We start from the raw sequence: 25,976 nt of genomic DNA, 5'->3' as shown, positions 1-25,976 counted from the left end.
TGTCCCGTGGAGCCCGGTCGGAGCCCCACGCGTGTCTGGCGGGAGGTGTCCCGCGTCGGACACTCAACCCCTCGCACGGCCTCCGGGGCAAGTCCGTTGTGCACCACCGTGACCTGCCGGTGACCCGGGCGGGCTCAGGCCGCGGCGGCGACCTCCGCGGCCTCCGGGCGCCGGGTGCGCACCCGGCCCAGCGGCAGCCGCCGCGGCCCGGGGGTGACGGCCCAGGACAGCGCGGAGAGCAGCAGCTCGGTGAGCACCGCCAGCGCGGCCACCAGGATCGCGCCGGCCAGCACCGCGCCGTAGTCCTGCTGCCGGAAGCCCAGGGTGATGATCCGGCCGAGTCCCCCGCCGGCCACCAGGGCGGCGAGGGTGGCGGTGGCGACCACCTGGACGGCGGCCGTGCGGACGCCGGTCATCAGCAGCGGCACCGCCAGCGGCAGCTCGGCGCGGACCAGCACCTGCCGCTCGCCCATGCCCATCGCCCGGGCCGCCTCCACGACGTCCCGGTCGACGCCGCGGAAGCCGACGTAGGTGTTGGTCAGCACGGGGGGCAGGGCGAACAGCGCCAGCGCGATCGTCGTCGCGGTCGGCCCGAAGCCGATCGGGGTGACCGCGAACACGGTCAGCAGGGCCAGCGTCGGGACCGCCCGGGAGATGTTGGACAGCGCGACGGTGAACCCGCCGCCGCGGCCGACGTGGCCCAGCAGCGCGCCCACCGGGATGCCGATGGCCATCGCGGCCAGCACGGCGATCAGCGAGATGCGCAGGTGCTGCGCACCCAGGTCGAGGATCCCGTTGGGCCGCGACCAGTTGAACGGGTCGTTGAGGTAGCTGACGGCCTCCTGCAGCAGGTTCACGACCGCGCCCGCCGGGCCCAGGGGGTCAGCGCCCGCTCCGCGCCGGCCAGCAGCAGGTCGGCGACCAGCGCCAGCAGGACGCAGCCGAGGGCCCCGGTGACGATCTGGGCCCGGTAGAAGTTCGCGTTGAACCCACCGGTGATCAGCTGGCCGAGGCCGCCGTGCCCGACGATGACGCCGACCGTGACCAGCGCGACGGTGGAGACGGTGGCCACCCGGATGCCGGCCATGAACGACGGCAGCGCCAGCGGCAGCTCGACCTGCCAGAACAGCCGGCCCGGCCCGTAGCCCATGCCCCGGGCCGCCTCCTGCACGTCCGGCGGCACCGACTGCAGGCCGGCGAGGAAGTTCCGGACCAGGATCACCAGCGAGTAGAGCACCAGGCCGACCAGCACCGTCGTCGCCGAGAGGCCGGTGACCGGCGCGACGAAGGCGAACATCGCCAGCGAGGGGATCGTGTAGACCAGCGTGGACAGCGCCAGCACGGGCGCGGCGAGCCAGCGGTTGCGGCGGGCGACCAGCGCGAGCGGGAGGGCGATCAGCGCCCCGAGCACCACGGCGGCCACCGTCAGCCTGACGTGCTCGCCCAGGTAGGACAGGATGGTGTCCCAGTTGTCGGACACGTACGAGGGGTCGAACCAGGGGTTCGGCGCCGCATCGGCGGCGAGCACCGTGCCGCCCGCGCTCAGCACCGGGCGCCCGTCAGGAAGGCCACGTCGTGGACGTTAGCGCTCCCCTCCCCCCGGTCGCAGCCTCGCCGGCCCAGGCCATCCGGCTCGAGGGCGTCAGCAAGACCTACGCGGACGGCACGGTCGGCGTCCAGCAGCTGGACCTGACCTTCGCCGCCGGCGAGCTCACCGTGCTGGTCGGCCCCTCGGGCTGCGGCAAGACGACCACGATGAAGATGATCAACCGGGTCATCGAGCCCACGACCGGGCGGATCATGCTCGGCGACGACGACGTGACCCGGGTCGACCCGGTGCAGCTGCGCCGGCGGATCGGCTACGTCATCCAGAACGTCGGGCTCTTCCCGCACCAGTCGGTCCGCAAGAACGTGGCGACCGTGCCGCGGCTGCTCGGCTGGGACAAGCGGCGCACCGCCGAGCGGGTGGAGGAGCTGCTGGAGCTGGTCGGCCTGGACCCGGCCACCTACGGCGACCGCTACCCGCACCAGCTCTCCGGCGGCCAGCGCCAGCGGGCCGGCGTCGCCCGGGCGCTGGCCGCCGACCCCGCCGTCCTGCTGATGGACGAGCCGTTCTCCGCCGTCGACCCGATCGTCCGGGAGCGGCTGCAGTCGGAGTTCCTGCGGCTGCAGGAGGCGGTGCGCAAGACGATCGTGTTCGTCACCCACGACATCGAGGAGGCCGTGCGGCTCGGCGACCGGATCGCGGTGATGAGCCAGGGCGGCAAGGTCGAGCAGTTCGCCCCGCCGGCGGAGCTGCTGGGCTCCCCGGCCACGCCGTTCGTGGCGGACTTCGTCGGCGCGGACCGCGGGCTCAAGCGGCTGGCGGTCACCGGCATCGACCTGGCCGACCTCGAGCAGCCACCGGTCGTGCACGTCGACGACGGGCTGGCCGACGCCCGCGCCGCGCTGGACCGGGCCGGTGCCCGCTGGGCGGTCGTGCTGGACGACCGGCAGTCGCTGCACGGCTGGATCTCCGCCGAGCGCGCCGCCGGCTCCGGCACGGTGCGCCAGGCCTGCAAGCGGATGGAGGCCTGGGTGCCGGTGGCGGCCACGCTGAAGACAGCGTTCGCGACGATGCTGCAGCTGGAGGCCGGCTGGGTCGCGGTGCTCGACGGCGACCGGTTCTGCGGCGTGCTCACGCCCGAGTCGCTGCACGCCGCGCTGCGCCGCTCGGTCGAGGGCCAGGCGCCCGAGGTGGCCGGGGCCACGCACTCCTAGCCGGCAACGCACTCCTAGGCCGGGACGCCCCCGGGCGGGCGGCCGTCGCCCTGGTCGTCGTCCTCGCCGCCCGGTGGGACCTTGCAGACGTGCTCCAGCCAGAGCGCGGCGGCCGACAGGCCGGCGGCGAGGACCACGCCGAGCCCGGCGGTGACGGTGTCGCCGGTGGCGGCCGTCAGCCGGCCGACCGCCGGACCGGTGTGCGCCAGCACACCGGCCCAGGCCCCGGCGAGCACCGCACCGACCCAGGCGCTGGCCTGGGCGAGCACCGCCAGCCGGGCCACCAGCATCGGTTCCACCGGCCGGGCGGCGGTCGCCGGGGCGCGGCCCGGGCTGCGCCGCCCCTCCCGCTGGGCGGACAACCGGGCACGCAGCGCGTGGGCGCCCAGCGCCTCGGCCACGGCCAACACCCCGAGGGGCACCGGCAGCCACCAGCGGAACGGCGGCAGCGAGCCGTAGGCCGACCGGACCACCAGCCAGGTGGCGAAGGCGACCGCGACGGCCAGCACCACCAGCTCGACCCGGCGGACGGGCTTCACGCCAACTGCTCCCAGCGGACGACGCCCGCGACGTCCTCGGCCGGCAGCGCCGCGACCAGGTCGGCGACCCGGCCGTGCCCGGGCAGCGCCGCGGTCGGGTCCAGCGCCAGCCACGGCACGAGCACGAACGCCCGCTCGTGGGCTCGCGGGTGGGGCAGCACGAGGTCGGGGTCGGTGGACAGCACCGGCGTCCCGTCGTCCGCGGTGACCGTGACAACGTCGACGTCCAGGGTCCGGGCCCCCCAGCGCACCTCCCGGGTGCGGCCGGCGGCCTGCTCCAGCTGCTGCGCCAGGGCCAGCCACCCGGCCGCGTCCCGGTCGCCCCGGACGACGGCGATCGCGTTGAGGAAGGGCGGCTGCTCGACCGGGCCCCAGGGCGGGGTCTCGTAGAGCGTCGACCGGGCGACCAGGCCGTGCTCCTTCAGCGCGACCAGCGCCGACCGCAGCGTGCCGGCCCGGTCGCCCAGGTTCCCGCCGAGGGACAGGACGGCCCTGCTCACCGGCGGGAGCGCCGGATGGCGACCGTGACGTCGTCGGCGGGCACCCCGAGGTCGACCTCGGGCTTGTGCACGGTGATCTCCACCGCGTCGACGACGGGGTAGGCGAGGCAGACGTCGGCCAGCCGCTGCGCCAGCGTCTCGAGCAGGTCGACCGGCTCGCCGACCAGGACGGCGTGCAGCTGCTGGGCCAGCTCGCCGTAGTGGACCGTCTTGGTCAGGTCGTCGGTCGCGGCGGCGGGAGCGGTGTCCAGCTCCAGGACGGCGTCGACCCGGAAGGTCTGCCCGTGCTCGCGCTCGGGCGGGTAGACGCCGTGGTGGCCGTGCCCGGTCAGCCCGTGCACGGTGATCCGGTCAGCCACGCGGGCCTCCCCCGGCCGCGGCCGCCTGCACCGCGGCGACGGTCCGGATCGCGTCCAGCGACTGCACCGGGTCGTGCACCCGCACGCCCCACGCACCGGCCTGGGCGGCCAGCACCGAGATCGCCACGGTCGCCGCCTCCCGGCCCTCCACCGGCCGCACCTCGCCGTCCGGTCCGGCCAGCAGCCGGCCCAGGAACGTCTTGCGCGAGGCCCCGACCAGCACCGGCAGGCCGAGCCCGACCAGCCGGTCCAGCCCGGCCAGCAGCGCCCAGTTGTGCTCGGCGTTCTTGGCGAACCCCAGCCCGGGGTCGAGCACCAGCTGGACCGGGTCGACGCCGGCGGCCACCACGTCCTCGACCCGGGCGGTCAGCTCGGCGCCCACCTCGGTGACGACGTCGCCGTAGCGCGCCGCGGCGTACATCTCCCGGCTGTGGCCCCGCCAGTGCATGAGCACCCAGGGCACGCCGGCCTCGGCGACCAGCGCGGCCATGCCCTCGTCGGCCAGCCCGCCGCTGACGTCGTTGACCAGCGAGGCGCCGGCCTCCAGCGCCGCGGCGGCGACCTCGGCGCGGGTGGTGTCGACGCTGACCCGCGCGCCGGCGGCGGCCAGGTCGCGGACGACCGGCACCACCCGGGCGCACTCCTCGGCGGCCTCGACCCGGTCGGCGCCGGGCCGGGTCGACTCCCCGCCGACGTCCACGTAGTCCGCTCCGGCGGCGTGCATCTCCAGCCCGTGCGCGACCGCGGCGTCCCGGTCGGCGTAGCAGCCGCCGTCGGAGAACGAGTCGGGCGTGACGTTGAGGACGCCCATCACCAGGCAGCGGCCGGGACGCGGCAGCAGGGTGGCCGTCACTGCGCCGTCACCGGCCCGGCCTCCCGAGGCCGCTTCCGGCCCCGCTCCGCCCTTCGCTCGCCGGCGCTCGCTGCGGTGCTCACGGCGCCGTCACCGGCCGAGGATGAGGCTCATCGCCTCGCTGCGGGTGGCCTGCTTCTCGCGGAAGATCCCGCGCACCGCCGAGGTCATGGTGGTCGAGCCGGGCTTGCGGACCCCGCGCATCGCCATGCACAGGTGCTCGGCCTCGATGACCACGATGACGCCGCGCGGCTTGAGCACCTCGTAGAGGGCGTCGGCGACCTGCCGGGTCATCCGCTCCTGCACCTGGGGGCGCCGGGCGTAGACCTCGACCAGCCGGGCCAGCTTGGACAGGCCGGTGACCCGTCCGTCGGCGCCGGGGATGTAGCCGACGTGCGCGACCCCGTGGAAGGGCACGAGGTGGTGCTCGCAGGTCGAGTACATCGGGATGTCCTTGACCAGCACCAGCTCGTCGTGGTCCTCGTCGAACGTGGTCGCCAGGACGTCGTAGGGGTCCTGGGCCAGCCCGGCGAACATCTCCGCGTAGGCGCGGCCGACCCGGGCGGGGGTGTCCTGCAGCCCGGGGCGGTCGGGGTCCTCGCCGATCGCCGCCAGCAGCTCCCGGACGGCGGCCTCGACCCGGGCGGTGTCGACCGCGCCCGCGGGCAGGGCGGCCACGGGGTCGGCGGTGCGCGGGTCCTGCCCCACGCCGTCGACCTCGCCCGCGCCTCCCCCTGGTGCGGCGGTCACCGGCCCTGGACCGGGGCGCCGACGTCCCCGACCGGGGCGGGCGGACCGGCGACGTCCGGGGAGTGCGCACCGTTGCCGTTCACCCGGGACGCCTCGGCCGGGGTGAGCACCGGCGGGCGCTGGGACGGGGTGCGCTTCCCGAATCCGTTGTACGGGGCCATCGACGGGCGCTTGACCACGCCCTCGCAGATCCGGTCCATGTCCTCGCGGGACAGCGTCTCCTTGTCCAGCAGCTCCAGCACGAGCCGGTCCAGGGTGTCCCGGTACTCGACCAGGATCTCCCACGCCTCGTCGTGCGCGGCCTCGATCAGCGCGCGCACCTCGCTGTCGATGTCGGCGGCGACGGCGTCGGAGTAGTCCGGGCGCGAGCCCATGTCCCGGCCCAGGAACGGCTCGGAGTCGGTGCTGCCGTACTTCACCGCGCCGAGCTTGGCGCTCATGCCGTACTGGGTGACCATCGACCGGGCCAGCGACGTGGCCTTCTCGATGTCGTTGCCGGCGCCCGTGGTGGGCTCGTGGAACACCAGCTCCTCCGCGGCCCGGCCACCCAGCGCGTAGGCCAGGGTGTCGATCATCTCCGAGCGGGTCTGGTTGTACCGGTCCTCGGTCGGCAGCACGAGGGTGTGCCCCAGCGAGCGGCCGCGCGGCAGGATCGTCACCTTGTGCACCGGGTCCAGGTTGGGCAGCGCGTGCGCCACCAGGGCGTGCCCGCCCTCGTGGTACGCGGTGACCTTCTTCTCCTTCTCGCTCATCGCCCGGGTCTTGCGCTCCGGACCGGCGATCACGCGGTCGATCGCCTCCTCGAGCGTGGCGTCGGTGACCTGGGTGCCACCGTGCCGGGCGGTGAGCAGCGCGGCCTCGTTGAGGACGTTGGCCAGGTCGGCACCGGTGAACCCGGGGGTGCGGCGGGCCACGGTCTCCAGGTCGACGTCGTCGGCCAGCGGCTTGCCGGTGGCGTGCACCTTGAGCACCGCCACCCGGCCGAGCAGGTCGGGGCGGTCGACGGCGATCTGCCGGTCGAAGCGACCGGGGCGCAGCAGCGCCGGGTCGAGGATGTCCGGCCGGTTCGTCGCGGCGATCATGATGACGCCGCCCTTGACGTCGAAGCCGTCCATCTCGACGAGCATCTGGTTCAGCGTCTGCTCGCGCTCGTCGTGCCCGCCGCCCATGCCGGCGCCGCGGTGCCGGCCCACGGCGTCGATCTCGTCGATGAAGATGATGGCCGGGGCGTTCTCCTTGGCCTGGGTGAAGAGGTCGCGGACCCGGCTGGCGCCGACACCGACGAACATCTCGACGAAGTCGGACCCGGAGATCGAGTAGAACGGGACGTTGGCCTCCCCGGCGACCGCACGGGCCAGCAGCGTCTTGCCGGTCCCGGGCGGGCCGAACAGCAGCACGCCCTTGGGGATCTTCGCGCCGATCGCCTGGTACTTGACCGGGTTCTGCAGGAAGTCCTTGATCTCGTGCAGTTCCTCGATCGCCTCGTCGGCCCCGGCGACGTCGGCGAACGTCGTCTTCGGGGTGTCCTTGCTGACGACCTTGGCCTTGGACTTGCCGAAGGCCATGACGCCGCGGCCGCCGCCCTGCATGGAGTTGAACAGCCAGAACAGCAGCAGCAGGAGCAGCACGAACGGCAGGAAGCTGACCAGGATGCTGACCAGCAGGTTGTCCTGGGTGACGTTGGTGTCGAAGGAGTCGGTGCCGGCACCGGAGCCCTCGCCCGCGCCACGGACCGCGGAGAACACGTCGTCCGCTGCGCCGGCCGGGTAGGACGCGCTGACCTTCTCGCTGCCCTCGACCGGGGACTCGAGGTCCAGGTCGAGGGTCTGCTCCTTGTCGTTGATCGTGGCCGAGCTGACGTTGCCGTCGGCGAGCTGGGCCAGGGCGGTCGACGTGGACACCTGCTGGTACTCGCCGTCACCGCGGAAGAAGCTGGAGCCGACGAAGCCCAGCACGACGACGATGACGACCCAGAACCAGACGGACCGGAAGATCTTCTTACGTTCCATACACCGTTACCGGGCCGCCGGGGAGCCCGGACCGCCCGTCGACCCTCCTGATCGTCGCAGGACGCCGCGCACGAACCTGGGGGGCACCCCGCCGCGGGGCGACGTCGTTGGCACGAAGGTACACCGGGGGGCTGTGCCCTCCGGCTCGTCGCGCTAGGAGGAGTAGACCTCGGGCTTGAGCGTGGCGATGTAGGGCAGGTCGCGGTACCGCTCGGCGAAGTCGAGGCCGTAGCCCACGACGAACTCGTTGGGGATGTCGAAGCCGACGTAGCGGACCGGGACGTCGACCTTCACCGCGTCGGGCTTGCGCAGCAGGGTGCAGACCTCGAGGGACGCCGGCCGGCGGCTGCCGAGGTTCTTCAGCAGCCAGGACAGCGTCAGGCCCGAGTCGATGATGTCCTCGAGGACGAGCACGTGCTTGTCGGCGATGTCCCGGTCGAGGTCCTTGAGGATCCGGACGACGCCGGAGGAGCTGGTGGCGCTGCCGTAGGAGGAGACCGCCATGAACTCCATCTGGGTGGGCAGCTGCAGGGCCCGGGCGAAGTCGGACATGAACAGCACCGCGCCCTTGAGGACGCCGACGAGCAGCACCTCGCGGCCGGCGTAGTCGACCGCGATCCGGGCGGCGAGCTCGGCGATCTTGCCCTGGATCTGCTCCTCGGACAGCAGCACGTGGTCGATGTCGGGGCCGTAGCCGTGGTCGGGGCCCAACGGCCCGGGTGCCTGCGCTCCAGGGGTGGCGGGCTCGCTCACGGCGCTCAGGGCTCCTCGGGGGGATCGACGGCTGCGGGGGCCGCGGCACGGGGGCCGCGCTGCACCGTCAGCCTGCCAGACGCCCGGACCACCCCCGTACCACCGGGTAGGTCGGCCCGGCCCTGCCCGCGCCAGCGGGTGAGCAGCGCGTCGACCGCCGCCAGGTGCACGCCCTGCAGGTCGGGCACCCCGGCGCGCAGCAGCCAGCTGCGCAGCACCCGCCGGCGCAGCGCGGCCGGCAGCTCGGCGAGCGGGCCGGCGGGCAGGCCGCCGTCCGGGCCGGTCAGCGCGCCCAGCTCGTGGGCGGCGAGGGCGTCCAGGGCGTCCAGGTCCTCGCGCAGCAGCGCCGCGGTGCGGGCCAGCGCCGGGCCGACGCCGCCGCCGAGCACGTCCTCCAGCAGCGGCAGCACCTCGGTGCGCAGCCGGACCCGGGTGTAGGCCGGGTCGGTGTTCCACGGGTCGTCCCAGACCGGCAGCTCCTGGGCGAGGCAGGCCGCGCGGGTGGTCTCCCGGCGCAGCCCCAGCAGCGGGCGCCAGAACGGGGGCCGCTGCTCGACCATGCCGGCCACCGACCGCGGGCCCGACCCGCGGGCCAACCCGAGCAGCACGGTCTCGGCCTGGTCGTCGAGGGTGTGCCCCAGCGCCACGGTGCCGCCGTGGGTGGCGGCGACCCCGCGCAGCGCCGCCGCCCGGGCGTCCCGGGCGGCCCCCTCCGGGCCACCGGCCGAGCCGACCGTCACCGGGACGACGAGCACCGGGTCCAGCCGCAGCGAGCGGAGCAGCGCCGCGGTGCGCTGGGCCTGCTCGGCGGAGCCGGGCTGCAGGCGGTGGTCGACGGTGACCGCGCCGACCCGGCGGCCGGCCCGGGGTGCCTCGAACGCCAGCGCCGCGGCCAGCGCGACCGAGTCGGCCCCGCCGCTGCAGGCGACCAGCAGCGGCCCCGTCGTCGAGGTCAGCCCCGGGCGCACCGCGGCCCGCACCGCGGCGACGGCGGGATGCGGCCCTGCCATGGCCTCGCTGCCGCCCCGGTCAGGCCGGGATCGCCGGGCGGGTGCCCAGCACGCGCTCCACCCAGCGGGCGGGCTCGGTGAGCTCGTCCTTGAGCGGCAGGTTGGCCGGGCCCGCCCAGACCTGGTTGAAGCCGGCCATGCCGACCAGGTCGACCACGCCGGCGACGAAGACCCGGCCGTCGGCGTACTGCTGCATCTTCTGCTCCAGCCCCAGCAGCCGGCGCAGCACCCGGTCGACCGGGCCGCGGCCCTTGCGGCGCTGGGCGAAGCGCTTGCGCAGGGTGCGCACGGAGGGGACGACGTCCGGGCCGACGCCGTCCATGACGTACTCGGCGTGCCCCTCGACCAGGCTCATCACCGCCGTCACCCGGTCCAGCGCGGCCCGCTGCGCCGGGTCCTTGACCAGCGCCATCAGGCCCTGCGGGGTGTCGTCGTCCCCGTTGCCCCGGACGACGTCGGACAGGCTGCGCAGCACGTCGGTGAGCCGCTCGCGCAGCACGTCGGGGGTCAGGTCGGTGGCCTCGGCGAAGGAGCTGACCTGCTCCTCCAGGTAGCCGCGCAGCCAGGGCACGGCGGTGAACTGCAGCTGGTGGGTGACCTCGTGCAGGCAGACCCAGAGCCGGAAGTCGGTGGGGTCGACGCCCAGCCGGCGCTCGGTCTCGACGATGTTGGGAGCGACCAGCAGCAGCCGGCCGCCGCTGCCGAACACCTCGTACTGGCCGAGCACCCGGCTGCACAGGAAGGCCAGCACACCACCGGCCTGGACGCCGGTCGCGCGCGAGCCGATCGCGGTCGCCACCGGCCCGGGCGCCTTGCCCTGGGCCGCCTGCAGCGCCTCGGCCAGCGGGTCGAGGAGGGCGGCCATGCCGGCGGTGTTGGCGTCGACCCAGCCGGGCCGGTCGACGACGGCGACCGTGGGCTCGGGGCCCCCGGGCACCGGGTGCAGGCCGGTGAGCTCCTCCACGTGGGCGACGGCGGTCGCGGCGGCGCGGTGCAGCTCCGCGACGACGGCGGCGGCCTCCTCGCGGGTGGTGTCCGGCCCGGGCTTCGCCAGGCGGCGGGCGGTGCGGCCGGCGAGGTCCCAGTCGACGAGGGACGAGGGGCGGCTCATCGCCTCACCGTACGTGAAGGACCACCTCTCCCCCCACAGCTCGCACGCTCGCTGCGGGCCCCTGAGAGGTGGCCGTTACAGGGGGTCACCTGCACCCGCAACCGGCCAGGGCGTCGGCGACGAGGTCCAGCGAGCCCTCCCCCGCGGTGAGGCTGCCGACCGTGCCGTCGGCGAGCACGGCGAAGGCCAGCAACCGGCCCTCGGCGGTGACCACCGTGCCGGCCAGGTCGTTCACGCCGAGCAGCGTGCCGGTCTTGGCCCGCACCGAGCCCGGGGCGGCCTGGCCGGCCGCGACGGCGCGCTCGGTCAGGGTGCCGGTGTACCCGGCGACCGGCAGCCCGGAGAGCAGCCCGTCGGCGCCGTCCAGGCTGCCGTCGGCCACGCCCCGGAGGACGTCGACCAGCAGCCGGGCGGGCACGCGGTCTTCCACCGAGAGCCCGCTGCCGTCGGAGAGGGCCAGCCCGGTGGTGTCCAGGCCCGCCTCGGCGACGGCCGCGGTGATCGCGTCGGCTGCGCCGTCGAAGGTCGCCGGCAGCCCGCGGGCGAGCGCGACCTGGCGGCCGAGGGCCTCGGAGAGCAGGTTGTCCGACGCGGTCAGCGCCTGGTCGACCAGCCGGGCGACCGGCGCGGACTCGACGCTGCCCAGCGTGCGGGCGCCCGCCGGTGCGGTGCCCAGGGAGAGCGCCGCACCCGGTGCGCCCAGCGCCGCGGCGAGCGCGCGGCCGGCGTCGGTGCCGGGGGCGCCGCTGCGCTGGTCCTGGCCGGGCCGGACCCGGGCGCCGTCGACGGCGGTGGCGGTGACCGGGGCGGCGTAGGTGGACGGCGCGTCCTCCGCCCCCCAGCCGGAGGCGGTGAGCGGACCGGTGAACAGCGAGTTGTCCACGACGACGCTGGTCACCGGCGTCCCGCCGAGGGCCTGCTGCACCTGCGCCGCGAGGTCGGCGACCGTCGCCGCACCGGGGTAGTCGGTGGACGGCGAGGTGGTCGACAGCGTGGGGTCTCCTCCGCCGACCAGCACCACCTGACCGGGGGCGGCGCCCTCGACCACGGTGGTGGCGAGGGTGGCGGTCGGGCCCAGCGTGGTCAGCGCGGCCAGCCCGGTGAGCAGCTTCGCGGTCGACGCCGGGGTGCTGGGGTCGGCGGCGTCCCGGTCGAAGAGCACCTGCCCGGTCGCGACGTCGACGACCTGCGCGGACAGCCCGGCGCCGAGCGCGGGCGCCGCCAGCAGCGGTGCCAGGACGGCGGACAGCGCGGCCGGCGTCGGGGCCGGGGCGTCGGCGGACAGCTCGGCGAGCACCGGGGCGGGGTCGGTGAGCTCGGGCAGCACCGCGTCGGGCACCTGCTCGGCGTCCTCGGCGACGGTGCTCTCCCCGCCGGTCAGCCGCAGCGCCAGGACGACGCCACCGGCGACCAGGGCCAGCGCGAGGACGGCGGCCAGCAGCACCACCAGGCCCCGACGTCGGCGGACCGGCTCGGCGGCCGCGGCGGTGGCGCCGCGGTGGGCGGGCGCGGGGCCGCGGGTCCCGGCGCGGGGGCCCGGGGTGGGGCGCCGGGCAGCCTTGTCCGCGGCGGCCTGGCGCTGCTCGGCCCACACCGCCTGGGCGCGCTCGACGTCGGCGCGCTCGCCGGCTGCACGGTCCCGGGCCGCCTGCTCGTCGGCCGCGGCCTGCCGCGCCGCGGCGGCCCGGTCGGTGGCCTCCTGCTGGGCGGCCGCCCGCTCGGCGGCCATCGCGGCAGCGGTGGCGGCGCGCTCGGCCTCGGTGCGGTCGGCGGCCCGGCGCTCGGCGTCGAGCCGGTCGGCCTCGGCCTCCGCCTCGGCCTGCTCCGCCGCCCGGTCCGCCTCCGCCTGCTCGGCCGCTGCCTGGTCCGCCGCTGCCTGGTCCGCCGCTGCCTGGACCGCCGCTGCCTGCTCCGCCTGCGCGGCCTCCTCGGCGGCGGCCCGTTCTGCCTGGGCGGCCTGGTGGGCGGCCCGCTCGTCGTCCGCGGCCCGCTGCGCCGCGGCCTGCTCCGCCTGGTCGGCGGCGGCCCGCTGGGCGGCCCACTCCCGGACGGCGGCGAGGTCGGCAGCGGCCTGCTCGGCGCGGGCGCGCTCGAGCTCGGCCTCGTCGGCGGCCGCCTGGGCGGCGGCGGCCAGCTCGGTGGCCTCGGCAGCGGCACGGTCGGCCGCAGCCCGCTCGGCGGCCCACCGCTTCACCTCGGCGAGGTCGGCGGCGGCCTGCTCGACGGCGCGGCGCCGGGCCTGCTCGGCGGCGGGGTCGGCACCTGCGGTCGGCAGGTCCGCCGGCGGCACCTCGGCAGCCGGCCCGACGGGCGCCGGGTCGTCGGGCGACGGTCCCGCGGCAACGTCCCCGGCGGTCGCCGTCGCGTCCGCGGTCACCGGTCCCGGCAGGGCGTCGTCCGGCGGGGCGTCGTCGGTCGAGGCGTCGTCGGTCGAGGCGTCGTCCGGCGGGGCGTCGTCCCCCTCGACGGGCGGGCCGGGCTCTGCTGCGGGGGGCCCGGGAGGCGTCGTCGCGCTGTCCTCGGTCTGCTCCGGGAGGGCGCCGGCGGACCCGTCCACCGGCTGCTCGGACGCCTGCTCGCGCGGACTGTCCGCGATCTCCCCCACCCCCTGGAGTGACCTGCACCGACACGACGGCCGGTCGTACGACACACTATCGGCGTGCAGTTCGACGTGACGGTAGAGATCCCCAAGGGCCAGCGGAACAAGTACGAGCTGGACCACGCCACCGGACGCATCCGCCTGGACCGGATGCTGTTCACCTCGACCCGGTACCCCGCCGACTACGGGTACATCGAGGAGACGCTCGGGATGGACGGTGACCCACTCGACGCGCTCGTGCTCCTGGAGGAGCCGACCTTCCCGGGGTGCCTCATCACCTGCCGTGCCATCGGCATGTTCCGGATGACCGACGAGAAGGGCGGGGACGACAAGGTCCTCACCGTCCCGGCGACGGACCCCCGGGTAGCGCACCTGCAGGACATCAACGACGTCTCCGAGTTCGACCGGCTGGAGATCCAGCACTTCTTCGAGACCTACAAGGACCTCGAGCCGGGCAAGTCGGTCGAAGGTGCCGAGTGGGTCGGCCGGGCCGAGGCCGAGGCCGAGATCATCGCCTCCCGCGAGCGCGCCATCGACACCCCTTACGGGAAGCACTGACCCCAGCACGCACCGACGCCGACGGCGGCGCACCCACCCGGGTGCGCCGCCGTCGGCGTCTGGCGGGACGGCCCGGTCCCCGGCAGGCTTGCCTGCGCCCAGCCCCCGGACGGACAGGACGACGTGAGCACACCTGAGGAACAGACCGCCGCTCCCGATGCCGTGGCGCTGGAGATCGCGGCGGGCTACGCCACCCCCGGTCCGGCGCTGGAGCTCGGCGCTGTCGTGCACGGCGGACGATCGCACCCCGGGGCCCAGGTGCGCGTGCCGCTGTCGATGATGAACCGGCACGGCCTCATCGCCGGCGCCACCGGCACCGGCAAGACCAAGACGCTGCAGCTGCTGGCCGAGCAGCTCTCCGCGCAGGGCGTGCCCGTGGTGCTGGCCGACGTCAAGGGCGACCTGACCGGCCTGGCGCGTCCCGGCGAGGACGGCGACCGGGTGCGCGCCCGCGCCGCGGACACCGCCGACGACTGGACGCCGACCGGCCACCCCGTCGAGTACCTGGCGCTCGGCGGCCTCGGCGCCGGGGTGCCGCTGCGGGCGACGATCACCTCCTTCGGCCCGCTGCTGCTGAGCAAGGTGCTGGACCTCAACGCCACCCAGACCAGCTCGCTGTCGCTGGTGTTCCACTACGCCGACTCCGCGGGTCTGCCGCTGCTGGACCTCAAGGACCTCCGGGCGGTGATCAGCTTCCTCACCAGCGACGAGGGCAAGCCGGCGCTCGCCGAGCTCGGCGGGCTGTCCCGGTCCACCGCCGGGGTGCTGCTGCGCGAGCTGATCGAGCTGCAGGACGGCGGCGGCGACGTGTTCTTCGGCGAGCCGGAGTGGGAGACGACCGACCTGCTCCGGACCGCCGCCGACGGCCGCGGCGTGATCAGCTCGGTGGAGCTCAGCGAGCTGCAGGGCCGCCCCCAGCTGTTCTCCACCTTCCTGATGTGGCTGCTCGCCGACCTGTTCGAGGAGCTGCCCGAGGTGGGCGACCTGGACCGGCCCAAGCTGGTCTTCTTCTTCGACGAGGCCCACCTGCTGTTCTCCGGGGCCAGCAAGGCGTTCCTGGAGACGGTGACCCAGACGGTGCGGCTGATCCGGTCCAAGGGGGTCGGGGTCTTCTTCGTCACCCAGAACCCGACCGACGTGCCGTCGGCGGTGCTGGGCCAGCTGGGCAACCGGGTGCAGCACGCGCTCCGGTCGTTCACCCCCGAGGACGCCGACGCGCTGAAGAAGACGGTGCGGACGTACCCGAAGAGCGAGGCCTACGACATCGCCGAGACCCTCGGGGCGCTCGGCACCGGCGAGGCGCTGGTGACCGTGCTCAGCGAGCGGGGCGCCCCGACCCCCGTCGCCTGGACCATGCTCCGCGCGCCCCGCTCCACCATGGGCCCGCTCGACCCGGCCGAACTGCAGCGGGTGGTCGACGCCTCGCCGCTGCAGGACCGCTACGGGCAGCCGCTGGACCGCGACTCCGCCTACGAGCGGCTGGCCGCCCGGATGACCCCGCCCGAGCCGGCCCCGCGCGGTCCGGAACGCCGCGCGCCCTCCTCCCGCGACGACGAGGCACCGGCCCGCCGGCGCGCACCGCGGCAGGAGCCGGCGGACGACGGGGTGCTGGGCGGCGTGCTGAGCTCGCCGGTGTTCCGGTCCTTCGCCCGCTCAGCGGCGTCGGCGCTGGGCCGGGAGATCACCCGCGGCCTCTTCGGCACCCGACGCCGCCGCTGAGGACGGTCTGCTCCCCGGCCGCCGGTGCTTGACTGTCGCGGTGACCAGTGACCAGCAGGAACAGCGTCGCGTCGAGGCGAGCCGGGAGATCGCGGCCGGTGCGGAGGAGGTCTTCGAGCTCATCGCCGACCCGGCCCGCCAGCCCGAGTGGGACGGCAACGAGAACCTGTCCCGGGCCGCCGACGGGCAGCGGGCCCGGGCGGTCGGCCAGGTGTTCGTCATGGCGATCACGAACGGCACCGTCCGGGAGAACCACGTCGTGGAGTTCGAGGAGGGCCGGCGGATCGCCTGGCGACCAGCCGAGCCGGGTCAGCAGCCCCCCGGGCACCTGTGGTCGTGGGAGCTCGAGCCGCTCGATGCGGGGCGGACGCGGGTCACCCACACCTACGACTGGACCGAGCTGACCGACGAGAAGCGCTTCGTCCGGGCCCGGGACACCGGCGTCGGCCGGCTCGAGGCCTCGCTCGCCCGGCTCGCCGCCATCGCCGAGCGCGACTGACGGCCTGGGACAGCGCGGCGCGATTCCCGGCCGACGTCCCGCGTGGCGATGGCGGCGCGGCCGCGCCGTCACTCGGACGAGGTCGCGGCCGTCCCCGTGCCGTCGCCGCCCGAGCAGGCGAACAGGAAGGCGGGCGGGACGTTCCGCGGCGACATCCGCTGGCGCACGACGGGGAAGAGCCGCCGCAGCTCCGGGAGGATCAGGGGTGAGTACTGGATGACGACGGCCACCCCGCGCCGTCCGAGGACCTGGGGCAGCAGGTCGAGGATGCGGCGTCTCGTTGCCGGCTCGAGGGACGTGAAGGGCAGGGCGCAGACCAGCACGTCAGCCGCCGCGCCGTCCAGGTGACGCCGCACGTTCTCGGCGGAGTCGCAGACCACCTCCAGGCGCGGATCGGCGTATCGCTGAGCCAGCAGCCCGGCCAGTCGTGGGTCGATCTCCAGCGCCACCAGGCGGGCGGACCCGTGCATCCGGTCGAGGATCTGCCCCGTGGACACCCCCGTCCCGGCCCCCAGCTCCACCACCAGATCGGCACCCGCCACGTCGGCGAGGTCGAGCATGTCCCGCACCGCCCACCGGGACGTGGGCAGGATCGCGCCCACCTGGCGGGGGTTGGACGCAAAAGCACGCAGGAAGCGCAATCGGTCACTGACGTTCTGGCTCATGAGCTCCCCGGACACGCTGGAGCGGGTCCGGCTTCCCGCCCTCGGTTGCACGATGACACGGCGGTCCGTGGGCCGCGAACGGTGGGGCGTTCCTCAGACCGGTAGCCGTAGCAGGACGCTCTGGCCACCTCGTCGACCGACAGCGTCCGCTGCGAGCTGGCTGGTCAGATGTGAGCCGCCTGTCGGAATCGAACCGACGACCTTCTCATTACGAGTGAGATGCTCTACCGACTGAGCTAAGGCGGCGGACTGCGCGGGTGAGCTTACGGCACCGCGCTTGCCCGGCTGCGGACCCCCTGCCGGGGTCAGGCGGGCAGCCGCAGCGCCACGGTGAGCGCCTCGACGGCGATCTGCGGCTTCACGTTCTGCTCCAGCGCGGTGCGCGCGGCGAGGATCGCGTCGATCCGGCGGACCGCACCCTCGGGGCCGATCCGGCGGGCCAGCTCCATCGCGTCGGCCCGGCGGTCCGGGTGGGCCAGCGGCAGGCCTCGCTCGGCCGGGTCACCGCCGACCGCCGCGACCACGAGCGCGTCCCGGTAGAGGGCGGCCAGGTCGACCAGCGCGCGGTCCAGCGAGTCCCGGCCGATCCGGGTGGCCCGCCGCTTCTGCCGGGTCTCCAGCTCCTTGAGGGCACCGGCGTTCCGGCTGGCCGCGGCCACGCCCGGGCCGCGGGCGCCGACCCCGAGGCTGGCCTTGACCGCCTCGGTCTCCGGGCCGTCCACCTCGGCCACCGTCTTGTCCGACTCCTCCTTGGCCGAGCCGACCAGGTCGTCGGCGGCGTTGAGGCAGGCGGCCAGCGACACCAGCGACAGCGGGATGTCCAACACGGCCTTGCGGGCCAGCCGGGCCGACTCGTCGCGGGCCAGGTGCCTGGCCCGGCCGATGTGCCCGGCGGCGGCCGCCGCCGACCAGGCCGCCAGCGCCGGGTCGACGCCGTCCCGGCGGACCAGCACCTCGGCGACCGACTCGACGGTCGGCGTCCGCAGCGGCACCACCCGGCAGCGGGAGCGGATGGTGACCGGGACGTCGTCGGGGTGCAGGGACGGCGCGCAGAGCAGGATGACGGTGCGCGGCGGCGGCTCCTCCAGCATCTTCAGCACGGCGTTGGACGCCGCCTCGCTCATCCGGTCGGCGTCCTCGACCAGCACGATCTGCCAGCGGCCCTGCGACGGCGCCCGTGCCGCGGTGCGGACGATGCCGCGCACCTCGGCGACACCGATGGACAGCCCCTCGGGCACGACCCGGTGCACGTCGGCGTGGCTGCCGTGCAGCACGGTGCGGCACTCGTGGCAGGTGCCGTCGCCGCCGGCCGGGCACTGCAGCGCGGCGGCGAAGGCCCGCGCCGCCACCGAGCGGCCCGAGCCGGGCGGTCCGGTGAACAGCCAGGCGTGGGTCATCGACCCCGGCTGGGCCACCGCGGCCCGCAGCTCCGCGACCACGTCGGGCTGGCCCACGACGTCGGCCCACACCCCACCAGCGGTCACCTGTCCATCCTCCCCCACGCGCTCACCGGCCCCTCGGGGTCCGTCAGGGGTGCAGCTGCGGCGTGGTGCCGGTCTGGACGGTGGTGTCGCCGTGCCGCCGCGGGTGCGGGGCGTCCGGCGGGAGCTGCTGCAGCGGCAGCCCCTGCATCAGCTCGCTGACCCGGGCGCGGATCGCCGCGGCCAGCTCGTCCGGGGTGCGGCGGGCGTCGAGCACCAGGTACCGGTCGGGCTGCGCCTCGGCCAGGGCGTTGAAGGTGCGCCGGACCCGCTGGTGGAAGTCCAGCGACTCCGACTCCAGCCGGTCGGCGCTGGCCCGGCCGCGGGCCCGGGCCAGCCCCACCTCGGGGGGCAGGTCCAGCAGGATCGTCAGGTCGGGCTGCAGCCCCTCGGTGGCCCAGCGGGAGATCGAGCGGACGTCGTCCATCGGGATGGTGCGACCGGCGCCCTGGTAGGCCAGCGAGCTGTCGACGAACCGGTCGGTGATCACCACCTCGCCGGCGTCCAGGGCCGGCCGGAGCACGTCGTGCACGTGCTGCGCGCGGTCGGCGGCGTAGAGCAGCGCCTCGGCGCGCGGCGAGAGCCCGGCGCTGGCGTGGTCGAGCACGATCGCCCGGATCCGCCCGCCCGACGGCGTCGCCCCCGGCTCGCGGGTGGCCCGGGCGACCAGGCCCTCCTCGGTGAGCCACTCCTGCAGCCGGCGGACCTGGGTGGACTTGCCCGCGCCCTCGCCGCCCTCGAACGCGATGAACACCCCGCCGCCGGCCAGCCGGCGCCGGGCCGTGGTGTCCCGGCGGAGCGCGGTGACGACGTCGGCGACCAGCGGCACCGGCCGGCCGTCGTCCATCTGCCGGTAGGACAGCACGCCGACCGCGACGGTGAGCAGCGCGGCCACCAGGAGCATGACGCGCTCGCCGGTGACCGGGAGGGTGAAGGCGCCCAGGTCGACCCGGTGCTGGCCGATCAGCGCCACCCCGAACGGCGCGATGCCCAGCGACACGATCAGCGCCGCCCGCACCAGCGACTGGACCAGCGCGAAGGTGCGGCCGCGGAGGGCGTCCTCCACCTCGGTGCCCAGCAGGGTGAACCCGGCCAGGTAGGCGATGCCGGCGAAGAAGCCCATCGCCACGACCAGCAGCAGCGCGATCCAGAGCGTGAGCGAGCAGGCCAGCAGCAGCAGCGAGGCCCCGGCGCCGACCAGGGCGACGCCGAAGAGCCGCTCGCGGGAGAGGTCGCGGGCGATGCCGGGACCGCAGGCGATGCCCAGGCCGAGGCCGAGGAAGACCGAGCCGAACAGCAGCCCGTAGGCGGCCTGGCCGCCGCCGAGGGCGTTGACGAACGCCTGGCCGGTGGCGATCACGACGCCGGCGGCGACGAATGCCCCGGTGATCCCGACGACCAGCCCGCGGACCAGCGGGGTGTGCCCGGCGAAGGAGAAGCCCTCGCGCAACGAGCCGAAGAAGCTCTCCCCGGTGACCTGGGTGCCCGCGGCCCGGCGGCCGCTGATCGAGGGGAGGTTCCAGATGACCACCGCGGCGACCAGGAAGGTGACCGCGTTCAGGTAGAGGGCCAGGTCGATCTCGTCGACCCCCGGGACGAGGTCGCTCAGCCGCCCGCCCACCGAGCCGAGGACGGCGAACACGACCGCGGCCAGCAGCGGGGTGAGCCCGTAGGTGGTCACCAGCGACAGCTGGTTGGCCGGCTCCAGCTGGTCCTTGCGGAGCATGTTCGGGACCGCCGCCTCCTTGGCGGGGATCCAGAACAGGCTGATCGCCTCGATCAGGAACTGGGCGATGAACAGCCAGACCAGCTCGTCGACCAGCGGGATGGACGCGAAGAGGGCGAAGCGGAAGACGTCGGTGACGACCATCGTCTTGCGCCGGTCGAACCGGTCGGCGAAGGCGCCGGCCAGCGGGCCGAGCACGATCGCCGGGAGCAGCCGGAACAGCAGCACGCCGCCGAGGGCGAAGTTGGCCGCGGCGAAGCCGTCCACCAGCGAGGTCGCGGTCGCGGTGATCGCCAGCAGGCCCAGCCAGTCGCCGAAGCTGGACAGCGACATCGACAGCCACAGCTTGCGGAAGTCGCGGACCCGCAGGACGGCGCGCACCTTCGCGGCCGTGCTCACCCCGCCGCCGAGCCCGTCGTCGTCACCGGCGTGCGGTCCCTCGTCGCGCCCGGTCCCCGTCGCGGGGTCGTGCGCGGGGGTGGGCGCGGGGGTGGGCGCGGGGGTGGGCGCGGGGGTGGGCGCGGGGGCTGGCGCGGGGGTGGCGTCGAGGTGCAGGCCGACCAGCGGCACGCCGGCGCCGTCGGGGGTGGGGGTGCCGGCCGGCGGCAGGCTGTCGGCGGGCACCGCCCGGCGCGGCTCCGGCGGCGCGCCGGTCACCCCGCCGGACCCGGTGCCGGGCACCGCGGCCGGGCCGTCGGCAGCCGGCCGGTCGGCGGACGGGCCGCCGGCGGACGGGCGGTCCGTCGGGTCGGAGCTGATCGGGACTCCCCGGGGTGTGGCGGCACGGGTGGTGTCGCGTCGGCCCGGCCACCGTACCGGGCGCGGACGACGGAACCGGGCCGTCGCCGTCCGCCTCGCGGGGCCGTCCGGCGCTAGCCTCGGCCGGTGCAGAACCCCGGCAGCTGGGACCCCGCCGCATACCTGCGGTTCGCCGGCGAGCGCGCCCGCCCGTTCGCCGAGCTGGTCGCCCGGGTCGGCGCCGAGGACCCGCAGGTCGTGGTGGACCTGGGCTGCGGGGACGGCTCGGTGACCGCGACGCTGGCACAGCGCTGGCCCGACGCCGCCGTCACCGGGGTGGACAGCTCACCGGCGATGCTCGCCGCCGCCGCGCCCCGCGCCGTCCCGGGCCGGCTGGAGTTCGTCGCCGGCGACCTCACCGACTGGCAGCCGGACGGCCCGGTCGACGTGCTGCTGAGCAACGCCGCGCTGCACTGGGTGCCCGGCCACGGGCCGCTGCTGTCCCGGTGGGCGGCCGCGCTCGCCGAGGACGGCTGGCTGGCGGTGCAGGTGCCCGGCAACCAGGCCGCACCCACCCACGCGCTGCTGGCGGCGCTGGTCGACCGGCCCCGGTGGTCGTCGCGGCTGGCGCCCGGGGACGACACGGTCCTCGACCCGGCCGCCGTCCTCACGCCCACCGGCTACCTGGACGTGCTCAGCGCGGCCGGGCTGGACGCCGACGTCTGGGAGACGACGTACCTGCACGTGCTGACCGGCCCGGACCCGGTCCTCCGCTGGGTCTCCGGGACGGTGCTGCGCCCGGTGCTCGCCCGGCTGTCCCCGCCGGACGCCGACGAGCTCACCGCCGAGTACGCCGCGGCCCTGCGGGAGGCGTACCCGCAGCGGGCCGACGGGACGACGGTGCTGCCGTTCCGCCGGCTCTTCGCCGTGGGCCACCGCTCCGGCTGAGCGGGGGTGAGCGGCGGGTCAACGGCGGCGCAGGGCCCGGCCGTCGGGGAGCCGGCGCCCGGCCAGCAACGACACCAGCGCACCGCTGTCCGCCCGGACGACGTCGCCCACCCCCTCGCCCCAGCTCCATCCCGCGTCGGGAGCCTCGAGGCGGACGCCGGTCAGGTCGATGCCGAAGACCGCGCCCTCCGCGGCGGTGAGCTCGTCGAGGACGGCGAGGACGGCCGGGGCCGGGGCGACCGAGGGCCGGCCGAGCGCCACGGTCACGTCCAGCGCGTGGACGACCGCGTGGTCGAGGGCCCCGGCCGCGCCACCGCCCGGCGGCTGCCAGGCGTGCAGCACCGGCGAGCGCAGCGCGGCGAGCAGGTCGGCGCCCGGCAGGGCGGCATCGCGGGCGGCGACGGTGTCGGACAGCCGCTGGAAGTCCCCGCCGGCGGCCGCCATCTCGGCGCCGAACTGCTGGGGCGTCAGCCGGGCCGGCATGGTCACGTGCGCCACCACGTGCCGGACCTGCCAGCCCGCGCACAGCGAGGGGGCGTCCCAGGTCGCGGTGGGCTCGGCGGCCAGCAGGTCGGCCAGCCCGTCGCAGGTCTGCCCCACCCACGGCTGGAGGTCGGCGTCGTTGCTGCTCTCGGTCATCTCGGTCCCTTCGCTGGCCCGGGCGGGCGCGGGTCGTCCGGCACCCCGTCGGGGCACCGACGTGCAGACGCCCGCGAGCGCCCGGACTCATCGCCGGCCCTCGTCACCGCGGCGTGAGGCGGTAGGCGCGGGTGGTGTGCGGCAGCTCGAGCCGGTCGCGGCCCGCGGTGTCGGGGTGGGCGGCCAGCAGCTCCCGGACCCGGCCGAGGAAGGCCGTGCGCCGGTCGTCGTCCATGGTCGCGACGTAGCTGCGGGTGCCGATCCCGGCGACGACCTGCTCCGGCGTCACCTGCTGGACGACGCCGGAGTCGAAGACCTCGACGGTCGCCGGCAGCTCCGCGGCGAACCGGTCGACGACGCCCTGGTCGGCCTCGTGGTCCCGCGACTCCTCGGCCAGCAGCTCACCGAGCGCCCGCACCCAGGGCACCCGCACGTCGCGGGTGTTCCAGATCAGCCCGACGACACCGCCCGGACGGAGCACCCGGCGCAGCTCGGCGGCGGCCGGGGCCACGTCGAACCAGTGCGCGGCCTGACCAGCGACCACCGCGTCGACGTCCGCGTCGGGCAGCGGGAGGCTCTCCGCGCCGCCGACGGCCGTGGGCACCTGTGGCAGCCGCGCGGCCAGCTGCTCGAGCATCGGAGCGGACAGGTCGACGGCGAGCACCTCGTGCCCGGCGGCGAGCAGGACGTCGGTCAGCAGGCCGGTGCCGGCGCCCAGGTCGAGCACCCGTCGCGGCCGCTCCCCGAGCAGGAAGGCGACCGCGTCGGCCGGGTAGCCCGGGCGCAGCGCGGCGTAGGCGGCCGCCACCTGACCGAACGACGTCCGCCGCTCCTGCCAGCCCTCCACCCCGCGCCTCCGCTCAGCTGCCCGCGGGCACCGGTGCGGCCACGGCCGGCTCGGCGGCGGCCGCCTTCTTCACGGTCGTCTTCTTGGCGGTGGCCTTCTTGGCCGTCGCCTTCTTCGCCGGCGCCTTCTTGGCCGCGGCCTTCTTGACGGCCTTCTTCTTCACCGGCGCCCGCTCGCGGCGGTCGGCCAGCAGCTCGGCCGCCCGCTCCAGGGTGAGCGTCTCGATCTCGTCGCCCTTGCGCAGGCTGGCGTTGTGCTCGCCGTCGGTGACGTAGGGACCGAACCGGCCCTCGCGCACCGTGACCTGGCCCTGGCTGACCGGGTCGGGGCCCAGCTCCTTGAGCGGCGGCTTGGCAGCCGCCCGGCCGCGCTGCTTGGGCTGGGCGAAGACAGCCTCGGCCTGCTCCAGCGTGACGGTGAACAGCGCGTCCTCGCTCTCCAGCGAGCGCGAGTCGGTGCCCTTCTTGATGTAGGGCCCGTACCGGCCGTTGAGCGCCTGGATCTCCACGCCCTCGGCGTCCACGCCCACCGTGCGCGGCAGGGTGAGCAGCTGCAGCGCCTGCTCGAGGGTGACCGTCTCCGGCGTCATGGTCTTGAACAGGCTCGCGGTGCGCGGGGCCTCCTTGCTGCCCTCCGGCACCAGCGTGGTGACGTAGGGGCCGTAGCGGCCGGCCTTCACGGCCACCGGGAACCCGGACTCCGGGTCGGTCCCCAGCTCGCGGTCCGACGACGGGGCGTCGAGCAGCTCGGTGACCTTCTCGGTGGTCAGCTCGTCGGGGGCGATGTCGTCGGGGATGCTGACCCGCGCGCCCTCCTCGCCGCCGGCCTGCAGGTAGGGCCCGTACCGGCCGACGCGGACCATCACCGGGTCGCCGTTGGGGGCCACGGCCTGCAGCGGGATGGAGTTCACGCCGCGGGCGTCGATCTCCTCCAGCCGCTGCCCGATGACCGACTTCAGGCCGCCGGACGCCGCGATGCCGCCGGCGTGCCCGCCGCCACCGCCGAAGTAGAACTCGGTCAGCCAGTCGACCCGCCGCAGGTCACCGGCGGCGATCTCGTCGAGCTCGGCCTCCAGCGAGGCGGTGAAGTCGTAGTCGACCAGCGCCGCGAAGTGCTGCTCGAGCAGGTTGACCACGGCGAAGGCGATGAAGGTCGGCACCAGGGCCGCGCCCTTCTTCCACACGTACCCGCGGTCCTGGATGGTCTGCATGATCGAGGCGTAGGTGGAGGGCCGGCCGATGCCGAGCTCCTCCAGCGCCTTGACCAGGCTCGGCTCGGTGTACCGGGCGGGCGGCGAGGTGGTGTGGCCCTTGGGGTCCAGCGTCCGGGTGTCCAGCGGCTGGCCGCGCTCCAGGCGGGGCAGCCGGCGCTCGGCGTCGTCGGCCTCGGCGTCGTCGGACCCGGCGTCGTCCTTGCCCTCGACGTAGGCGCGCAGGAAGCCGGGGAAGGTGATCGTCCGCCCGCTGGTGGCGAACTCCACCGACTCCTCGCTGCTGGACCGGCCGGCCAGCCGCACGCTGACGGTCTGGCCGACGGCGTCGGCCATCTGCGAGGCCACGGTGCGCTGCCAGATCAGCTCGTAGAGCCGGAACTCGTCGCGGGCGAGCTGGCCGGCGAGCTGGCCGGGGGTGCGGAAGGAGTCACCGGCGGGGCGGATCGCCTCGTGCGCCTCCTGCGCGCCCTTGGCCTTCTTCGAGTAGCGCCGCGGCTCGGCCGGCACGTACGCGTCGCCGTAGAGCTCCCGGGCCTGGCTGCGGGCCGCCGACAGCGCCGTCTCCGACAGGTTCGTCGAGTCGGTGCGCATGTAGGTGATGAAGCCGTTCTCGTACAGCCGCTGCGCGGTGCGCATCGTCTGCGCGGACGACCAGCCGAGCTTGCGGCCGGCCTCCTGCTGCAGCGTCGAGGTCATGAACGGGGCGTAGGGGCGGCGCCGGTAGGGACGCTCGTCGACCCGGGTGACCGCCATCCGGGTGCCCTCGAGCCGGGCGGCGAGCCCGCGGGCGCCGGCCTCGTCCAGGTGCACGACGTCGCTGGTGACCCGCCCGGTGTCCGGGTCGAAGTCGCGGCCGCTGGCCACCCGCCGGTCGTCGACGGTGACCAGGTTGGCCGACAGCTGCCGGGGCTCCCCCGCGTCGGTGCCGGTGGTCTGGCCGACGACGTCGAAGGTGCCCTCGACGCTCCAGTAGTCGGCGGCGTGGAAGCGCATCCGGGCCCGCTCGCGCTCGACGACGATGCGGGTGGCCACCGACTGCACGCGGCCGGCCGAGAGCTTCGGGAGGACCTTCTTCCACAGCACCGGGCTGACCTCGTAGCCGTAGAGGCGGTCGAGGATGCGCCGGGTCTCCTGGGCGTCGACCAGCGCGGTGTCCAGCTCGCGGGGGCTGGCGACGGCGCGGGCGATCGCCTCGCGGGTGATCTCGTGGAAGACCATCCGGCGCACCGGCACGGTCGGCTTCAGGGTGTCGATCAGGTGCCACGCGATGGCCTCGCCCTCGCGGTCCTCATCGGTGGCCAGGTAGATCTCGCTGGCTTCCTTGACGAGCTGCTTGAGCCGGCTCACCTGCTGCCGCCGGTCGGGGCTGACCACGTAGAGCGGTTCGAAGCCGTTGTCGACGTTCACGCCGAGCCGGGCCCACGACTCCCCCTTGTGCGCCGCGGGGACGTCGGCGGCGTTGCGGGGCAGGTCGCGGATGTGGCCGATGGAGGCCTCCACGACGTAGTCGCTGCCCAGGTAGCCGGCGATGGTCTTCGCCTTCGCCGGGGACTCCACGATGACCAGCGGCTTGCCTCCGGACGCGGCGGTGCGCTTGCGCGGCGCGCGGTCGCTGGTGGACGAACTGGACTTCGCGGTCCTGGTGGGCGGCACGGTGCTCCTGTCGGGGGTGCTGGTGCAGGCGCCGGGACGGGACCCGG

At 75.5% G+C, this 25,976-nt stretch carries 23 protein-coding genes and 1 tRNA gene; 5 read left to right on the top strand and 19 right to left on the bottom strand.

The features are described from left to right. Positions 1 to 134: 134 nt before the first annotated feature. On the bottom strand, positions 135 to 857 hold the full coding sequence (locus tag HL054_RS18835) for an ABC transporter permease (RefSeq protein WP_369140604.1): 723 nt from the start codon (positions 855 to 857) through the stop codon (positions 135 to 137). Continuing rightward, positions 854 to 1,549: an ABC transporter permease gene (locus tag HL054_RS18830; RefSeq protein ID WP_369140603.1), complete on the bottom strand. Its 696-nt coding sequence runs from the start codon at positions 1,547 to 1,549 to the stop codon at positions 854 to 856. The genes HL054_RS18835 and HL054_RS18830 overlap by 4 nt, the downstream gene beginning before the upstream one ends. A 26-nt stretch (positions 1,550 to 1,575) precedes the next feature. On the opposite strand from HL054_RS18830, the gene HL054_RS18825 reads away from it, so the two are divergent. After that, positions 1,576 to 2,760: an ABC transporter ATP-binding protein gene (locus HL054_RS18825; protein ID WP_369140602.1), complete on the top strand. Its 1,185-nt coding sequence runs from the start codon at positions 1,576 to 1,578 to the stop codon at positions 2,758 to 2,760. 14 nt (positions 2,761 to 2,774) lie between these two features. Here the strand turns inward: HL054_RS18825 and HL054_RS18820 are convergent, their stop codons facing one another. The 10 genes from HL054_RS18820 to dacB all read right to left on the bottom strand — a co-directional run bounded on the left by HL054_RS18820 (position 2,775) and on the right by dacB (position 13,201). Beyond that, positions 2,775 to 3,299, bottom strand: coding sequence for a DUF3180 domain-containing protein (locus HL054_RS18820; protein ID WP_369140601.1), 525 nt, complete (start codon positions 3,297 to 3,299; stop codon positions 2,775 to 2,777). Next, positions 3,296 to 3,799 carry a 2-amino-4-hydroxy-6-hydroxymethyldihydropteridine diphosphokinase gene (folK, locus tag HL054_RS18815; RefSeq protein ID WP_369140600.1) on the bottom strand — a complete coding sequence of 168 codons (504 nt, stop codon included), beginning with the start codon at positions 3,797 to 3,799 and terminating at the stop codon, positions 3,296 to 3,298. Before folK ends, HL054_RS18820 begins: the two co-directional genes overlap by 4 nt. Further along, entirely contained in the window at positions 3,796 to 4,158 is a 363-nt protein-coding gene (folB, locus tag HL054_RS18810) for a dihydroneopterin aldolase (protein ID WP_369140599.1), read from the bottom strand. The genes folK and folB overlap by 4 nt, the downstream gene beginning before the upstream one ends. Next, positions 4,151 to 5,011 (bottom strand): dihydropteroate synthase, encoded by an 861-nt coding sequence (folP, locus tag HL054_RS18805; RefSeq protein WP_369140598.1) that lies wholly within the window; start codon positions 5,009 to 5,011, stop codon positions 4,151 to 4,153. The genes folB and folP overlap by 8 nt, the downstream gene beginning before the upstream one ends. A 90-nt stretch (positions 5,012 to 5,101) precedes the next feature. After that, a complete protein-coding gene (gene folE, locus HL054_RS18800; RefSeq protein WP_440347956.1) occupies positions 5,102 to 5,719 on the bottom strand; it encodes a GTP cyclohydrolase I FolE in 618 nt (205 codons plus the stop codon). Between the two features lie 38 nt (positions 5,720 to 5,757). After that, a complete protein-coding gene (gene ftsH, locus HL054_RS18795; protein WP_369140597.1) occupies positions 5,758 to 7,770 on the bottom strand; it encodes an ATP-dependent zinc metalloprotease FtsH in 2,013 nt (670 codons plus the stop codon). 153 nt (positions 7,771 to 7,923) lie between these two features. Further along, positions 7,924 to 8,523: a hypoxanthine phosphoribosyltransferase gene (hpt, locus tag HL054_RS18790; RefSeq protein ID WP_440347955.1), complete on the bottom strand. Its 600-nt coding sequence runs from the start codon at positions 8,521 to 8,523 to the stop codon at positions 7,924 to 7,926. Between the two features lie 5 nt (positions 8,524 to 8,528). Beyond that, the gene (tilS, locus tag HL054_RS18785) at positions 8,529 to 9,533 is read right to left on the bottom strand and encodes a tRNA lysidine(34) synthetase TilS (RefSeq protein ID WP_369140596.1); all 1,005 of its coding nucleotides are present in this window, start codon (positions 9,531 to 9,533) and stop codon (positions 8,529 to 8,531) included. 19 nt (positions 9,534 to 9,552) lie between these two features. Next, complete coding sequence (locus HL054_RS18780) at positions 9,553 to 10,644, bottom strand: zinc-dependent metalloprotease (protein WP_369140595.1); 1,092 nt, start codon at positions 10,642 to 10,644, stop codon at positions 9,553 to 9,555. Positions 10,645 to 10,729: 85 nt separating this feature from the next. After that, positions 10,730 to 13,201 (bottom strand): D-alanyl-D-alanine carboxypeptidase/D-alanyl-D-alanine endopeptidase, encoded by a 2,472-nt coding sequence (gene dacB, locus HL054_RS18775; RefSeq protein ID WP_369140594.1) that lies wholly within the window; start codon positions 13,199 to 13,201, stop codon positions 10,730 to 10,732. Positions 13,202 to 13,303: 102 nt separating this feature from the next. On the opposite strand from dacB, the gene HL054_RS18770 reads away from it, so the two are divergent. The 3 genes from HL054_RS18770 (at position 13,304) to HL054_RS18760 (ending at position 16,019) form a co-directional block, all read left to right on the top strand. Then, positions 13,304 to 13,801 carry an inorganic diphosphatase gene (locus HL054_RS18770; protein WP_369140593.1) on the top strand — a complete coding sequence of 166 codons (498 nt, stop codon included), beginning with the start codon at positions 13,304 to 13,306 and terminating at the stop codon, positions 13,799 to 13,801. Positions 13,802 to 13,924: 123 nt separating this feature from the next. Then, positions 13,925 to 15,520, top strand: coding sequence for a helicase HerA-like domain-containing protein (locus tag HL054_RS18765; RefSeq protein ID WP_369140592.1), 1,596 nt, complete (start codon positions 13,925 to 13,927; stop codon positions 15,518 to 15,520). A gap of 40 nt (positions 15,521 to 15,560) precedes the next feature. Further along, positions 15,561 to 16,019 (top strand): SRPBCC family protein, encoded by a 459-nt coding sequence (locus HL054_RS18760; RefSeq protein WP_369140591.1) that lies wholly within the window; start codon positions 15,561 to 15,563, stop codon positions 16,017 to 16,019. A gap of 68 nt (positions 16,020 to 16,087) precedes the next feature. On the opposite strand, the gene HL054_RS18755 is transcribed toward HL054_RS18760, so the two are convergent. The 4 genes from HL054_RS18755 to tmk all read right to left on the bottom strand — a co-directional run bounded on the left by HL054_RS18755 (position 16,088) and on the right by tmk (position 20,548). Further along, positions 16,088 to 16,684, bottom strand: a complete 597-nt coding sequence (locus HL054_RS18755; protein WP_369140590.1) for a class I SAM-dependent methyltransferase — start codon at positions 16,682 to 16,684, stop codon at positions 16,088 to 16,090. Positions 16,685 to 16,857: 173 nt separating this feature from the next. Continuing rightward, positions 16,858 to 16,930 (bottom strand) — tRNA-Thr (locus HL054_RS18750). A gap of 59 nt (positions 16,931 to 16,989) precedes the next feature. Further along, positions 16,990 to 18,168: a DNA polymerase III subunit delta' gene (locus tag HL054_RS18745; RefSeq protein WP_369140589.1), complete on the bottom strand. Its 1,179-nt coding sequence runs from the start codon at positions 18,166 to 18,168 to the stop codon at positions 16,990 to 16,992. A 43-nt stretch (positions 18,169 to 18,211) separates the two neighbouring features. After that, positions 18,212 to 20,548 carry a dTMP kinase gene (gene tmk / locus HL054_RS18740; protein ID WP_369140587.1) on the bottom strand — a complete coding sequence of 779 codons (2,337 nt, stop codon included), beginning with the start codon at positions 20,546 to 20,548 and terminating at the stop codon, positions 18,212 to 18,214. A gap of 228 nt (positions 20,549 to 20,776) precedes the next feature. Here tmk and HL054_RS18735 point away from each other — a divergent pair, with 228 nt between their 5' ends. Continuing rightward, on the top strand, positions 20,777 to 21,577 hold the full coding sequence (locus HL054_RS18735) for a trans-aconitate 2-methyltransferase (RefSeq protein ID WP_369140586.1): 801 nt from the start codon (positions 20,777 to 20,779) through the stop codon (positions 21,575 to 21,577). An 18-nt stretch (positions 21,578 to 21,595) separates the two neighbouring features. Here HL054_RS18735 and HL054_RS18730 read toward each other — a convergent pair whose 3' ends face one another. From HL054_RS18730 to topA, 3 genes are all read right to left on the bottom strand, one after another. Continuing rightward, positions 21,596 to 22,216, bottom strand: a complete 621-nt coding sequence (locus tag HL054_RS18730) for a maleylpyruvate isomerase family mycothiol-dependent enzyme (RefSeq protein ID WP_369140585.1) — start codon at positions 22,214 to 22,216, stop codon at positions 21,596 to 21,598. A gap of 103 nt (positions 22,217 to 22,319) precedes the next feature. Next, complete coding sequence (locus tag HL054_RS18725) at positions 22,320 to 23,063, bottom strand: class I SAM-dependent methyltransferase (RefSeq protein ID WP_369140584.1); 744 nt, start codon at positions 23,061 to 23,063, stop codon at positions 22,320 to 22,322. A gap of 13 nt (positions 23,064 to 23,076) precedes the next feature. Continuing rightward, positions 23,077 to 25,929: a type I DNA topoisomerase gene (topA, locus tag HL054_RS18720; RefSeq protein ID WP_369140583.1), complete on the bottom strand. Its 2,853-nt coding sequence runs from the start codon at positions 25,927 to 25,929 to the stop codon at positions 23,077 to 23,079. Positions 25,930 to 25,976: the final 47 nt, after the last annotated feature.

The sequence above is a fragment of the Modestobacter versicolor genome, from assembly GCF_041028285.1.
Lineage (GTDB): Bacteria > Actinomycetota > Actinomycetes > Mycobacteriales > Geodermatophilaceae > Modestobacter > Modestobacter versicolor_A.
The sequence above is the reverse complement of the archived record's forward strand: the minus strand, read 5'-3'. Positions and strand labels throughout refer to the sequence as shown.

Coding starts and splice junctions, on each gene's coding strand:
- ftsH (WP_369140597.1), bottom strand. CDS start 7,770: ATGGAACGTAAGAAGATCTTCCGGTCCGTCTGGTTCTGGGTCGTCATC.
- tilS (WP_369140596.1), bottom strand. CDS start 9,533: ATGGCAGGGCCGCATCCCGCCGTCGCCGCGGTGCGGGCCGCGGTGCGC.
- HL054_RS18780 (WP_369140595.1), bottom strand. CDS start 10,644: ATGAGCCGCCCCTCGTCCCTCGTCGACTGGGACCTCGCCGGCCGCACC.
- HL054_RS18755 (WP_369140590.1), bottom strand. CDS start 16,684: ATGAGCCAGAACGTCAGTGACCGATTGCGCTTCCTGCGTGCTTTTGCG.
- HL054_RS18730 (WP_369140585.1), bottom strand. CDS start 22,216: ATGACCGAGAGCAGCAACGACGCCGACCTCCAGCCGTGGGTGGGGCAG.